The 12933-nt window shown below is 41.4% G+C and carries 14 protein-coding genes; 12 read left to right on the forward strand and 2 right to left on the reverse strand.

The window, feature by feature from the left end:
- Positions 1-209 precede the first annotated feature (209 nt).
- The 9 genes from rsfS (at position 210) to lipA (ending at position 8829) form a co-directional block, all read left to right on the forward strand.
- Positions 210-536 carry a ribosome silencing factor gene (gene rsfS, locus PSF67_RS16745; RefSeq protein WP_080750930.1) on the forward strand — a complete coding sequence of 109 codons (327 nt, stop codon included), beginning with the start codon at positions 210-212 and terminating at the stop codon, positions 534-536.
- Positions 537-538: 2 nt separating this feature from the next.
- Complete coding sequence (gene rlmH, locus PSF67_RS16750) at positions 539-1009, forward strand: 23S rRNA (pseudouridine(1915)-N(3))-methyltransferase RlmH (protein ID WP_004908925.1); 471 nt, start codon at positions 539-541, stop codon at positions 1007-1009.
- A gap of 32 nt (positions 1010-1041) precedes the next feature.
- Positions 1042-2931 carry a peptidoglycan DD-transpeptidase MrdA gene (gene mrdA / locus PSF67_RS16755; protein WP_102138294.1) on the forward strand — a complete coding sequence of 630 codons (1890 nt, stop codon included), beginning with the start codon at positions 1042-1044 and terminating at the stop codon, positions 2929-2931.
- 37 nt (positions 2932-2968) lie between these two features.
- Positions 2969-4081 (forward strand): peptidoglycan glycosyltransferase MrdB, encoded by a 1113-nt coding sequence (gene mrdB, locus PSF67_RS16760; protein WP_102138293.1) that lies wholly within the window; start codon positions 2969-2971, stop codon positions 4079-4081.
- Between the two features lie 13 nt (positions 4082-4094).
- The gene (gene rlpA / locus PSF67_RS16765; RefSeq protein WP_102138292.1) at positions 4095-5069 is read left to right on the forward strand and encodes an endolytic peptidoglycan transglycosylase RlpA; all 975 of its coding nucleotides are present in this window, start codon (positions 4095-4097) and stop codon (positions 5067-5069) included.
- Between the two features lie 172 nt (positions 5070-5241).
- Entirely contained in the window at positions 5242-6453 is a 1212-nt protein-coding gene (dacA, locus tag PSF67_RS16770) for a D-alanyl-D-alanine carboxypeptidase DacA (RefSeq protein WP_102138291.1), read from the forward strand.
- A 166-nt stretch (positions 6454-6619) separates the two neighbouring features.
- Positions 6620-6883, forward strand: a complete 264-nt coding sequence (gene ybeD, locus PSF67_RS16775) for a DUF493 family protein YbeD (RefSeq protein WP_004257083.1) — start codon at positions 6620-6622, stop codon at positions 6881-6883.
- 243 nt (positions 6884-7126) lie between these two features.
- A complete protein-coding gene (gene lipB / locus PSF67_RS16780; RefSeq protein ID WP_375373116.1) occupies positions 7127-7741 on the forward strand; it encodes a lipoyl(octanoyl) transferase LipB in 615 nt (204 codons plus the stop codon).
- Between the two features lie 122 nt (positions 7742-7863).
- Positions 7864-8829 (forward strand): lipoyl synthase, encoded by a 966-nt coding sequence (gene lipA / locus PSF67_RS16785; RefSeq protein ID WP_102138289.1) that lies wholly within the window; start codon positions 7864-7866, stop codon positions 8827-8829.
- Between the two features lie 134 nt (positions 8830-8963).
- Here the strand turns inward: lipA and cspE are convergent, their stop codons facing one another.
- Together cspE and PSF67_RS16795 are read right to left on the reverse strand one after the other, a co-directional pair.
- Positions 8964-9173, reverse strand: a complete 210-nt coding sequence (gene cspE / locus PSF67_RS16790; RefSeq protein ID WP_004257099.1) for a transcription antiterminator/RNA stability regulator CspE — start codon at positions 9171-9173, stop codon at positions 8964-8966.
- A gap of 216 nt (positions 9174-9389) precedes the next feature.
- Positions 9390-9848, reverse strand: coding sequence for a methylated-DNA--[protein]-cysteine S-methyltransferase (locus PSF67_RS16795; protein ID WP_102138288.1), 459 nt, complete (start codon positions 9846-9848; stop codon positions 9390-9392).
- Positions 9849-10136: 288 nt separating this feature from the next.
- Here PSF67_RS16795 and nrdH point away from each other — a divergent pair, with 288 nt between their 5' ends.
- From nrdH to nrdE, 3 genes are read left to right on the forward strand one after another with little or no spacing between them, the layout of a single operon-like run.
- Positions 10137-10364: a glutaredoxin-like protein NrdH gene (nrdH, locus tag PSF67_RS16800; protein ID WP_102138287.1), complete on the forward strand. Its 228-nt coding sequence runs from the start codon at positions 10137-10139 to the stop codon at positions 10362-10364.
- An 8-nt stretch (positions 10365-10372) separates the two neighbouring features.
- Entirely contained in the window at positions 10373-10786 is a 414-nt protein-coding gene (gene nrdI / locus PSF67_RS16805; RefSeq protein ID WP_210844624.1) for a class Ib ribonucleoside-diphosphate reductase assembly flavoprotein NrdI, read from the forward strand.
- 11 nt (positions 10787-10797) lie between these two features.
- Positions 10798-12930 (forward strand): class 1b ribonucleoside-diphosphate reductase subunit alpha, encoded by a 2133-nt coding sequence (gene nrdE / locus PSF67_RS16810; protein WP_272677282.1) that lies wholly within the window; start codon positions 10798-10800, stop codon positions 12928-12930.
- Positions 12931-12933: the final 3 nt, after the last annotated feature.

The raw sequence follows: 12933 nt of genomic DNA on the forward strand, positions 1-12933 counted from the left end.
TGTAAAGTTAGCACAAACTTCTTGCTCAAATGTACGGATATCCCTATAAATTTCACTCCACAATGAATAAAAAAGAATTTAGCCGATTTTTCTTAAAATCTAGGGTAAAATAGCAAGGCTGTTAATGTGTTTGATTCATTATCAGCGATTATTTTATCTACAAACTACAAACAGTGTTTAACGTGATATTCTGTTTATTTGAATAAAAGGTGAACCTTTTGCAAGGAACTGAACTCCAACAATTTATTATCGATCAGCTTGATGATGCTAAAGCAGAAGATATCATTACTATCGATGTTCAAGGGAAATCAAGTATTACCGATCAGATGATCATCTGTACAGGGACATCAAGCCGCCATTTGATGTCTGTTGCTGACAGGTTAATCGACGCTTGCCGCAAAAATGGTTTAATGCCATTAGGTGTTGAAGGGCAAGGTATTTCTGATTGGATTGTCGTCGACCTTGGCGATGCCATTGTTCATATTATGCAAGATGAAAGTCGTCGTATGTATGAATTAGAAAAGCTCTGGAGCTGAGTTTGAAATTACAGCTCATCGCCGTTGGAACAAAAATGCCGGACTGGGTCCAGACCGGCTTTATGGATTACCTCCACCGTTTTCCTAAAGATATGCCCTTTGAATTAACGGAAATTCCAGCCGGAAAACGTGGGAAAAATGCAGATATAAAACGCATTCTAGAAAAAGAAGGCGAATTAATGCTCGCAGCTGTAGGTAAAGGAAATCGCATCGTCACTTTGGATATTCCAGGTGATCGTTGGGACACCCCGAAACTTGCCGTACAACTCGATAAATGGAAACAAGATGGCCGTAATGTCAGTTTATTAATCGGTGGCCCCGAAGGCCTTGCGCCTGCGTGTAAAGCAGCGGCAGAGCAAAGCTGGTCACTTTCACCACTTACGCTCCCCCATCCACTGGTTCGTGTCCTTGTTGCCGAAAGTCTGTATCGCGCATGGAGTATTACGACTAATCACCCTTACCACAGGGAATAGTCAGGTTTAAATATGTTCAAAATGGCAATGGGATGAAAACACAACGCACCCCTTTTCGCGACCATACCGCTGAGTCAGTTTTGTTTATCCGCCGAGCGCTCATTGCCTTCGGTGTGATTGTCATTTTAACGTCTATTCTTGTGACGAATTTGTATCACTTGCAAATTGTTCGTCATGAAGATTACCAAACGCGGTCAAATGATAACAGAATCAAATTAGTGCCTATTGCACCAAGCCGTGGGATTATTTATGACCGCCGAGGAACTCAACTCGCACTTAATAGCACGTTTTATCAGTTAGAAATCGTGCCTGAAAAAGTCAGCAACCTACAAGAAACCTTAGATAACCTTCGCAATGTGGTCGATTTAACTGACGAAGACATCGCTAATTTTGAAAAAGAGCGTAAACGTTCACGCCGCTTTACCTCAATTGCACTAAAAACGCAGCTCAATGAAGTCCAAGTCGCTCGTTTTGCCGTTAATCAATACCGTTTTTCCGGTTTAGAAGTCAAAAGCTATCAACGACGCTCTTACCCATACGGCTCTGCATTAACCCATGTGATTGGCTATGTGGCGAAAATCAATGACAAAGATGTCGAACGTCTTGATAAAGAAGGCTTATTACCCAACTATGCCGCTAGTCATGATATCGGGAAATTAGGTATTGAACGCTATTATGAAGACATTTTACACGGTAAAACAGGCTATGAAGAAGTTGAAGTGAATAGTCGTGGTCGCGTTATTCGCCAGCTTCATGAGCAACCACCGCAAGCGGGTCGAGATATCTACCTCACCATTGACCTCGAATTGCAAATTTATATCGAAAAGCTGTTAACCACTAGCCGTGCAGCCGTCGTCGTCACTGATCCGCGTAATGGGGAAATTTTGGCTCTGGTATCGAATCCAAGTTATGACTCTAACTTGTTTGTTAACGGTATCTCCAATAAAGATTATCAAGCACTATTAAATAACCCTGACAGGCCATTGATTAACCGAACAACTCAAGGGCTATATCCCCCTGCATCGACAGTAAAACCGTTTATTTCTGTCGCTGCGTTAAGTGAAAAAGTGATCACCCCCAATACCACCATTTTTGACCCTGGTTGGTGGCAATTACCCGGTTCAGAAAAACGTTATCGTGACTGGAAGCGCTGGGGACATGGCAAACTCAACGTATCAAAATCTATTATTGAGTCAGCTGATACCTTCTTCTATCAAGTCGCCTATGACATGGGGATTGACCGTATTTCTGAGTGGATGAGCCGGTTTGGCTTTGGCGATTATACGGGTATTGACCTTGCTGAAGAACGCTCAGGGATCATGCCGACCCGTGAATGGAAACAAAAACGCTATAAAAAACCTTGGTATCAAGGTGATACCATTCCTGTTGGTATTGGACAAGGCTATTGGACCGCAACGCCAATTCAAATGTCAAAAGCATTGATGACACTAATTAATGATGGCCAAGTTAAAACACCTCATTTGCTCTACGGTACAAAATTGGGTAATGCCATGGTGCCTTATGAAGACAAAGAGACCAAACAAATTGGCGATGTGAATTCAGGTTTTTGGGAGCTCGCTAAGCATGGAATGTACGGTGTTGCCAACGCACCAAATGGTACAGGGCGCCGCAGTTTCATTGGTACACCATATAAAGCGGCTGCCAAGTCGGGTACCGCGCAAGTCTTCAGTTATGAAACCTATAATGCCAGTAAACTCGCTGAACACTTACGCGACCATAAATTGATGATTGCTTACGCTCCGTATGATAAACCCACTATCGCTGTTGCGATTATTTTAGAAAATGGGGGCGTGGGCCCTGCAGTCGGTGACATTGTGCGGCAAATATTTGACCACGTTCTTCTTGGTGATAACCGTACCGAAGTCGCGGTGTCAGCAACCAATGCAGGAGAAGATCGCTGATGCACAATCCAACGAATAACAATGGGCTATAAAGAATATGACAGACGATAAGAAAAAAAATTCGTTATCCATGCGTCTGCATATAGATGTGCCTATGCTACTGATTATCATCGCGTTGCTTGCATACAGCGCATTTATAATGTGGAGCGCTAGCGGCCAAGATCCTGAAATGATGGAACGCAAATTGGGGCAGATTGCGTCAGGTTTCGTTGTCATGATAGTGATGGCGCAGATCCCCCCTAGAATGTATGAAAACTGGGCTCCTCACCTGTTTATTTTTTGCGTTATCTTACTGGTTTTTGTTGATGTGTTTGGGCAAATAAGTAAAGGGGCTCAGCGCTGGTTAGACTTGGGTTTCATTCGGTTTCAGCCTTCTGAAATTGCAAAAATTGCCGTTCCTTTAATGGTCGCTCGTTTCATGAATAGAGACCTGTGCCCTCCTTCATTCAAAAACACTTTAATCGCGCTCGTATTGATTTTTGTACCGACATTATTAGTGGCAGCGCAGCCAGACCTTGGTACCTCAATTTTAGTTGCCGCTTCCGGCTTGTTTGTTTTGTTCCTTGCCGGGATGAGCTGGCGGCTCATTGCTGTCGCAGCCATTGCTCTCGCAGCCTTTATTCCATTGCTGTGGTTCTTTTTAATGCATGGCTACCAAAGAGCCCGCGTTATGATGTTATTAGACCCAGAAACAGACCCATTAGGGGCTGGTTACCATATTATCCAATCAAAAATTGCGATTGGTTCTGGTGGGTTAATGGGGAAAGGTTGGCTACATGGCACACAATCACAGCTTGAGTTTTTGCCAGAAAGACATACCGACTTTATTTTTGCCGTGTTAGCAGAGGAACTTGGCTTAGTCGGGGTGCTTATTTTACTTGGCTTATACCTTTTATTGATTATTCGCGGGCTTTATATTGCTGCTAGCGCACAAAATACATTTGGTCGGGTTATGGTTGGTGGTTTGATCTTAATCCTTTTTGTCTATGTATTTGTGAACATCGGTATGGTCAGTGGTATATTACCTGTCGTTGGTGTCCCTCTCCCTTTAGTGAGCTACGGGGGCTCCGCTTTGATTGTTTTAATGGCTGGATTCGGTATTATCATGTCGATACATACACACCGAAAATTCCTTTCTAAAAGTTTATAAAATGAGGCTTAGTATGCGTTTACAATGGATAATGCTTGGCGTCACAGCCGCGCTACTCAGTGGCTGTGTGACAGATGAAGTTAAACAACCTGCCCAAGTGCCAGCCAATGTACCCACTCAAGATGTATTAGGTGCAGAGCCTCATTATGAGCCGTATCATCCAACTGCAAATAATGATTACTCACGTAATGGCCAACAATACCAAATCGTACGTGACCCATCACAATTTAGCCAAGTAGGCTATGCATCCATTTATGGTGCGGAGTCTGCAGGCAATATGACAGCGATTGGTGAACGTATTAACCCAGTGGAATTAACTGCCGCTCACCCTACTTTGCCAATTCCAAGTTATGTTCGTATCACTAACATGATGAATGGCCGCATGATGGTCGTCCGTGTTAATGACCGTGGGCCTTATGTCCCGGGCAAAAGTATTGCGGTATCAAGAGCAACCGCTGACCGCCTGAATTTAATGCCTACAACAAAAATTAAAATTGATGCCATTCAAGTTGCTCAAGATGGTAGCTTGTCAGGAACAGGGACCGTGGGTTCTAATTTTGTGAAACAAAGTTATGCATTACCGGGACGCCCACAATTAGGTTCAGGCCCAATGGGTACCCCTGTAATGGAGAACTTGCCTACGCCAGAAAATACATTGCCCGTTCAGCAGCCAAAAGAACCGATGCAGCCTACTATGCCAGATATGAACCTGCAAACACCAACACCGCCACCAGCAGCAACTACAGCTGAAGAATCGGTGCCAGAACGCGGTTTTCTCGTTCAAGCTGGTGCAATTAGTAGCCAAACCAATGCTCAAAACATGCTGAATGAATTGAAAACGCAGTTTAATGTCCCTGGGCGCCTACAACCCTACAATGGTATTTACCGAGTACAGTTAGGGCCATTTAGTACAAGACAGCAAGCTGTTGAGGTTCAAGGCCGTTTACAGTCTGAAAAAAATCAATCGTCAATGGTCGTTGCGCCATAAAGCGATGCCAACTTAGGTTGCTCACGTCTATTTGGAGCAACCTAAATTCAGGCAATATTGAACTGACAAAAAAATCATTGGTACAGCGCAAAAGTCACTTTTTTCTTCCCCCTTTCTTTTGCTAAACTGCGCCTCCTTGTGTTAACCGAATTTCGGATGTAATGGTAAAACCATGAATAATGTCGCTCCATCACGCATCGTGCGTCATACAGTGCTGGGTTCCGCACTCCTTCTTATGACTGCTAATATTGCAAATGCTAATGAAACCTTCCCGAATACATCAATTCCTGCTGCACCCGCGATTGATGCAGAAGCTTATATATTAATTGATTATAATTCAGGCAAAGTTCTTGCTGAAAGTAATGCTGACCAGCGCCGCGACCCTGCGAGTTTGACCAAAATGATGACCAGCTATGTTATTGGCCAAGCAATTAAGTCAGGTAAAATTGGTGAAAATGATATTGTCACGGTCGGAAATGATGCATGGGCGACGGGTAATCCAATATTTAAAGGCTCATCATTGATGTTCTTAAAACCTGGCGATCGCGTTAGCGTATCCCAGTTAACTCGGGGTATTAATTTGCAATCAGGTAACGATGCTTGTGTTGCAATGGCCGACTATATCGCAGGTGACCAAACCAACTTTGTTCAATTAATGAATGGCTACGTGAACAAATTAGGGCTAAAAAACACACATTTTGAAACCGTTCATGGTTTAGATGCGGATGGTCAGTACAGCTCAGCCCGTGATATGGCCCTTATTGGCCAAGCGCTAGTGCGTGATGTCCCTGAAGAATACGCTATCTATAAAGAAAAAGAATTTACCTTTAACAATATCCGCCAAACAAACCGTAATGGCCTATTGTGGGATAAAAGCCTTGCGGTTGACGGTATCAAAACAGGCCATACTAATGCCGCGGGCTACAACCTTGTCGCATCAGCAACCGAAGGCGACATGCGCCTGATCTCGGTTGTTATGGGCGGTAAAAGCAGCAAAGGCCGTGATGCAGAGAGCAAAAAATTACTCACTTATGGCTTCCGCTTTTATGAAACCGTTAAGCCATTACAAGCCAATGTTGACTTTGCCAGTGTGCCAGTCTGGTTTGGTGATGAAAATGAAGTAAAATTAGGTGTCACAGAAGATTTGTACCTCACAATCCCACGTGGTCGCTTAAAAGATTTAAAAGCGAGCTATGAGTTATCAACCACTGAGCTCGAAGCCCCGTTAACCAAAGGCCAACAAGTCGGGACAATTAGTTTTCAGCTTGATGGCAAAATCATCGAACAACACCCTCTAGCGGTGTTAAAAGATGTTGAAGAAGGTGGTTTCTTCAGCCGGTTAATTGACTACATCAAATTACTCTTTCATCGCTGGTTTGGTTAAGACTTGAAACTAAAACAAGTCGTCCCCATATAGTAAGCATTGAAATAGATAAGTATTGAAATAGATAAGTATCGAAATGTTTGTTGGATGAATACTTCTCATTGGCTGGTTTAATACCAGCCAATCTTTTTCAGCCAGCAGCCCAATTTAAAAATTAGGAGTGCCCATGAAAACGAAATTAGGTGAACTGCTTGAGTTCCCATGTCCATTAACCTACAAAGTAATGGGCTTGGCACAGCCTGAACTGGTTGATCAAGTGATTGAAGTGGTACAGCGCCATGCGCCAGGTGACTATAGCCCAGACGTAAAACCAAGTAGCAAAGGCAATTATCACTCAGTTTCTATTACTATTAATGCAACTCATATTGAACAAGTTGAAACCTTGTATACTGAGTTAGGTGCATTAGAGTTAGTGAAAGTAGTGCTTTAATCAAAACTGTATTAAAGACCCACATCAAAGGCCGAATAGTCTGTTGCTATTCGGCCTTTTTCGTTTTGTTCCTCTACTTTAGCGTGGATTACATTTACACCTAAATAACATTTGATTCCAATTTGAATCACATTTTATGCAAGTACCAGATACGATGTTAGCTTGAAGTATGGCAAACATAGGCGTTATACTGCCCGCAACGATAAAGACAACGTGGACACCTAAATTTTGTCAGATAGATGTATAACCATACGCCAACTCGGCCTTGCTCCTTATCAAACTGTTTCTGATGCGATGCATCAATTCACTGAAGAGCGTACCCAAAATACGTGTGATGAAATATGGCTGGTTGAACATCCTCGCGTATTTACCCAAGGCCAAGCCGGAAAAGCAGAACACGTTCTTGCCCCTGGTGATATTCCTGTCGTTCAAAGTGATAGAGGTGGCCAAGTCACCTACCATGGCCCTGGGCAGCAAGTGATGTACGTGATGCTCGACTTAAAACGTAATAAAATTGGTGTCAGAGAACTCGTCAGCGCACTAGAAAATACCGTCGTTAATACCCTTGCCCATTTTAATATTGCAGCGTATCCTCGCCCTGATGCTCCTGGTGTCTATGTTAATGGCGATAAAATTTGCTCCCTCGGATTACGCATACGGCAAGGCTGTTCTTTTCATGGTCTCGCATTAAATATTGATATGGATCTTGAACCCTTTAACCGCATTAACCCTTGTGGTTACAGCGAATTAAAAATGACCCAAGTGAGTGACCTTGCTCCCAAAGTGTCAGTTTCTGATGTTCAGCCTGTGCTAATTCGCCAATTCTGTGACACACTGGGATTTCATATCGCTCAATAATAATGCTATAATTTTTAACAATTTTAAAAAATATTTTAATGAATGGATAACAGCCTCCATTTAGTTTTATTTAGAATTATCACTTATCCATCAGCATAAAAGATAACTGGAACCGTCATATTATGAGTAAACCAATTCAGATAGAACGCGGAATTAAATATCGTGACGCCGACAAAATGGCGCTGATCCCTGTCAAAAACGTTGTGACTGAACGAGAAGAAATTCTACGTAAACCTGACTGGATGAAAATTAGGCTTCCTGCTGACTCCACTCGTATTCAAGGCATTAAAGCCGCCATGCGTAAAAATGGCTTACACTCTGTATGTGAAGAGGCTTCGTGCCCTAACCTTTCTGAGTGTTTTAACCACGGTACTGCGACCTTTATGATTTTGGGCGCTATTTGTACCCGCCGCTGTCCTTTCTGCGATGTTGCTCATGGTCGACCTAATGCACCGGACGCAAACGAACCTGAAAAATTAGCACAAACTATTAAAGATATGGCGCTACGCTATGTCGTCATCACGTCAGTTGACCGTGATGACCTACGTGATGGCGGAGCACAACATTTTGCTGATTGTATTCGTGCTATTCGTGAAAAAAGCCCATCAATTAAAATTGAAACACTGGTTCCTGATTTCCGCGGCCGTATGGATCGCGCATTAGAGATTTTAACCGCAACACCACCAGATGTGTTCAACCATAACCTTGAAAACGTGCCACGTGTTTACCGCCAAGTTCGCCCAGGTGCTAACTATGAGTGGTCTTTAAAATTACTCGAAAAATTTAAAGAAGCGCACCCCGATATCCCAACTAAATCTGGGTTAATGGTCGGTCTTGGTGAAACCAATGAAGAGATTATCGAAGTTATGCGCGATTTACGTCGCCATGGTGTCACGATGCTCACACTTGGCCAATACTTGCAGCCAAGCCGTCATCACTTACCCGTCAAACGCTATGTTAGCCCTGCTGAGTTTGATGAAATGAAAGATGAAGCCATGGCAATGGGCTTCACTCACGCAGCCTGTGGCCCATTCGTTCGCTCTTCTTACCATGCCGATTTACAAGCTAAAGGCGAAGAAGTTAAATAGTCTCAACTGTTTAATTTATAGATGAAAAGGTCTGGTTTATATCAGGCCTTTTTTTATTTTTTATAGATAAAAAAACTCGCCCTAGATAGCTAGGGCGAGTTTTCAGCTGTTCGTTTTAATCTTAATTATAAAAATTACAGAGGAATAACGTTAGCAGCAGATGGGCCTTTAGCACCTTCAGTAATTTCAAATTCCACTTTTTGGCCTTCAGCTAAGGTTTTGAAACCATCGCCCATAATCGCAGAAAAGTGAACAAATACATCTTTGCTACCATCTTCTGGAGTGATAAAACCAAAACCTTTAGATTCGTTGAACCACTTAACGTTACCTTTAACTTTAGACATCAAATATTACCTTTAAAATAAAATAGACACACCATCTGTATCAAGCTCAGTACATCAGATTTCTCAGTTACTTGTCTACAACCTAGATCACGAAAATGGACTAAAAAGATAAAAAAATATTATTTATCGATAGAATGGGCTCTGATTTCGACAATAATTCTTAACAATAGTAATTATTACAACTAATAGTATTACTTATAGCTAATTATTTAGCTTTTACTTCTCATGCAAAAGTAACCAATCTTTAATATCTAAGCCCCCTGTATATCCCACTAGTTTTCCATCGTGTCCAAGAACGCGATGACAAGGAACAATTAATGAGATTGGATTACGTGAGTTTGCCATACCGACTGCGCGGCAATAATTGACGGATCCTAACTTTAATGCCAAATCTTTATAACTCCATCGCTCCCCATAAGGGATCCCACAAAGGTGTTTCCATACTTTTTTCTGAAATTCTGTTCCTTGTGGGTTTAATTCAACCGTAAACGCGGTTCTTTTGTGATTAAAATATTCCTTTAATTCTTTTACGCAAAGCTTGGAATGTTCATTCTTCGTTTCTTTTTCTGTTTTTTCATCAACAAAATAGAGGCTAGTTACTCCGTCATCATCAGCCGTAATATGGATCCACGGTTTAGGAAATTTATCCGGGGTTGCTAAATATTGATGGTACATAGTATCTCCTCAAAAGGACTCAATTACCTGATTGTATATACAGTTATAGAGTAAATTATTTCCACTTTGCAATGATCTTTTTTCTTAGAGTGTCTCTTTGAATCATCTAATACGATATTTTTTTATTTTCAATGTTAATAACCACCTAGCCAACAATTAGAATAATTATCATTCAACATTTCATATTCACTACATATTGTGTGGTTGATAAAACAAAAATCTATATATAGTATTTAGGTATCACGTACCTTATTTCTAATGCTATTAAACATTCAAAAGGTAAATAACATGACTGAGATTACCATTTATAGTAAACCTAACTGCGTTCAGTGTAATGCTACTTATCAAGCCTTAGATCGCAAAGCGATTTCTTACCAAATTATTGACCTCACTGAAGATAGCCAAGCTCTTGAACTTGTAAAAAAATTAGGCTACCAACAAGTTCCTGTCGTTATTGCGGGCGACAAACATTGGGCGGGTTTTCGGCCAGACATGATTAGTCTATTAGCCGCTTAGGTGATGTCATGGAAACGGAATCACTCATCTATTTTTCAAGTCGCTCAGAAAATTGCCATCGCTTTATTGAAAAACTAGATATCCCTGCAACACGGTTACCTATCGGCAATCACGAAAGTAGCCTAATTGCGACAAAACCTTATGTTTTACTACTGCCGACTTACGGTGGCGGTGGAACAAAAGGTGCGGTTCCAAAAGAAGTGATCCAATTTCTTAATATTGAAGTCAATCGCGCACTTATCCGTGGTGTTATTGCTGCGGGTAATACCAATTTTGGCGATGCCTATGCGATAGCTGGGAATATCATCGCGCAAAAATGCCATGTCCCCTACCTATATCGTTTTGAACTTCTTGGTACTGATAAAGATGTTCAGTCCGTTCAACGAGGCCTAAAAACGTTTTGGCAACGTACAAACAACTAGAGTTATTTCAAATGGATAAAATGCAAAATACATCAGATGTCGATTATCATGCACTCAATGCGATGTTGAATTTATATGATAACGAAGGCCGTATTCAATTTGATAAAGACAAAGAAGCGGCTCACCACTATTTTCGACAGCATGTGAACCAGAACACCGTATTTTTCCATGATTTAAAAGAAAAATTAGACTTTTTAGTACAAGAAAATTATTACGAAAATAGTGTATTAGAACAATATAACTTTGAATTTATAAAAGCATTATTTAAACAGGCATACGCTCACAAATTCCGTTTTCAAACATTCCTAGGTGCCTTTAAATATTACACTAGCTATACACTGAAAACTTTTGATGGCAAACGCTATCTCGAACGCTATGAAGATCGCGTCTGTATGGTTGCCTTAACACTTGCACAAGGGAATGAGTCCCTCGCTAGATTATATGTTGATGAAATCATTACAGGGCGTTTTCAACCCGCCACTCCCACTTTTCTTAACTGCGGTAAAAAACAACGCGGTGAGCTAATTTCTTGTTTTCTTTTAAGAATCGAAGACAACATGGAATCCATTGGCCGCTCAGTAAATTCAGCTTTGCAGTTATCCAAACGAGGGGGCGGTGTCGCCTTTCTGATGACTAACTTACGGGAGCAAGGCGCCCCAATAAAATTGATTGAAAACCAATCCTCTGGGGTTGTTCCTGTCATGAAGATGTTGGAAGACGCATTCTCTTATGCCAACCAACTCGGTGCTAGGCAAGGCGCTGGCGCAGCCTATTTGAACGCTCATCACCCTGATATTATGCGTTTTCTTGACACTAAGCGTGAAAATGCAGATGAAAAAATACGGATTAAAACACTTTCTTTAGGGGTCGTGATCCCTGATATCACTTTCCAACTAGCGAAAGATAACCAGGACATGTATTTGTTCTCTCCTTATGATATTGAGCGCATCTATGGTGTCCCTATGTCTGAGATTAGTGTTACAGACAAATACCATGAAATGGTCAATAACAAAGCGATAAAAAAATACAAAATTAATGCTCGGGAATTTTTCCAAACTTTAGCTGAGATCCAGTTTGAATCTGGATATCCGTATATTTTATTTGAAGATACGGCCAACCGAGCTAATCCTATCGCAGGGCGTATTAATATGAGCAATCTGTGCTCAGAAATACTGCAAGTTAATCGCCCTAGTCTTTATGAAGACGATTTAAGCTATCAACAAATTGGTAAAGATATTAGCTGTAATTTAGGCTCCATGAATATCGCTAAAACGATGGACTCACCGAATTTCGCTCAATCAATAGCTGCTGCCGTTAGAGCACTGAGCGCGGTTTCAGATATGAGTGATATTCGTTCTGTCCCTTCCATTGCTGAAGGTAACCGGCAATCACATGCGATTGGATTAGGGCAAATGAATTTACATGGCTACCTAGCAAGGGAGCATATCTATTACGGCTCAGAAGAAGCGCTCGATTTCACCAATATCTATTTTTATACGGTCACCTATTACGCATTAAAAACGTCAAACCAATTAGCCATTGAAAGAAAAACTGCATTTGTTGGTTTTGAACATTCAACTTATGCCTCTGGTGATTATTTTGATAAATATATCAACAATATTTGGCTACCAAAAACACAAACCGTTCAGGAATTATTCCGACGTTCGGGTATCGAAATTCCAACTCGTGAAGATTGGCAAGCCTTAAAGCAGTCTGTCATTACCTATGGGATTTATAACCAGAACTTGCAAGCGATCCCGCCTACAGGGTCTATCTCTTACATCAATAATTCAACATCAAGCATCCACCCCATTGTTTCACGAATTGAAATTCGTAAAGAAGGTAAAATTGGCCGTGTTTACTATCCAGCTCCTTTTATGACGAATGAAAACTTAGAATATTACCAAGATGCTTACCAAATCGGTCCTGAAAAAATTATTGATACTTATGCCATGGCAACTCAGCACGTTGACCAAGGTTTATCTTTGACTCTCTTTTTTAAAGATGATGCCACCACACGAGATATTAACCGAGCGCAAATATATGCCTGGCGAAAAGGAATCAAGACATTGTATTACATCCGATTACGCCAAACTGCCCTCGAAGGAACAGAGGTCGAAGGCTGCGTATCTTGCACTTTGTAATAG

Origin of the sequence: Providencia sp. PROV076, from assembly GCF_028483405.1 — a bacterium.
Classification (GTDB): Bacteria; Pseudomonadota; Gammaproteobacteria; order Enterobacterales; family Enterobacteriaceae; genus Providencia; species Providencia huaxiensis.

Bases quoted from the DNA above. Each gene is read 5' to 3' on its own strand.
- mrdA (WP_102138294.1), top strand. From the start codon at position 1,042: ATGAAAACACAACGCACCCCTTTTCGCGACCATACCGCTGAGTCAGTT.
- mrdB (WP_102138293.1), top strand. From the start codon at position 2,969: ATGACAGACGATAAGAAAAAAAATTCGTTATCCATGCGTCTGCATATA.
- rlpA (WP_102138292.1), top strand. From the start codon at position 4,095: ATGCGTTTACAATGGATAATGCTTGGCGTCACAGCCGCGCTACTCAGT.
- dacA (WP_102138291.1), top strand. From the start codon at position 5,242: ATGAATAATGTCGCTCCATCACGCATCGTGCGTCATACAGTGCTGGGT.
- ybeD (WP_004257083.1), top strand. From the start codon at position 6,620: ATGAAAACGAAATTAGGTGAACTGCTTGAGTTCCCATGTCCATTAACC.
- lipA (WP_102138289.1), top strand. From the start codon at position 7,864: ATGAGTAAACCAATTCAGATAGAACGCGGAATTAAATATCGTGACGCC.
- cspE (WP_004257099.1), bottom strand. From the start codon at position 9,173: ATGTCTAAAGTTAAAGGTAACGTTAAGTGGTTCAACGAATCTAAAGGT.
- PSF67_RS16795 (WP_102138288.1), bottom strand. From the start codon at position 9,848: ATGTACCATCAATATTTAGCAACCCCGGATAAATTTCCTAAACCGTGG.
- nrdH (WP_102138287.1), top strand. From the start codon at position 10,137: ATGACTGAGATTACCATTTATAGTAAACCTAACTGCGTTCAGTGTAAT.
- nrdI (WP_210844624.1), top strand. From the start codon at position 10,373: ATGGAAACGGAATCACTCATCTATTTTTCAAGTCGCTCAGAAAATTGC.
- nrdE (WP_272677282.1), top strand. From the start codon at position 10,798: ATGGATAAAATGCAAAATACATCAGATGTCGATTATCATGCACTCAAT.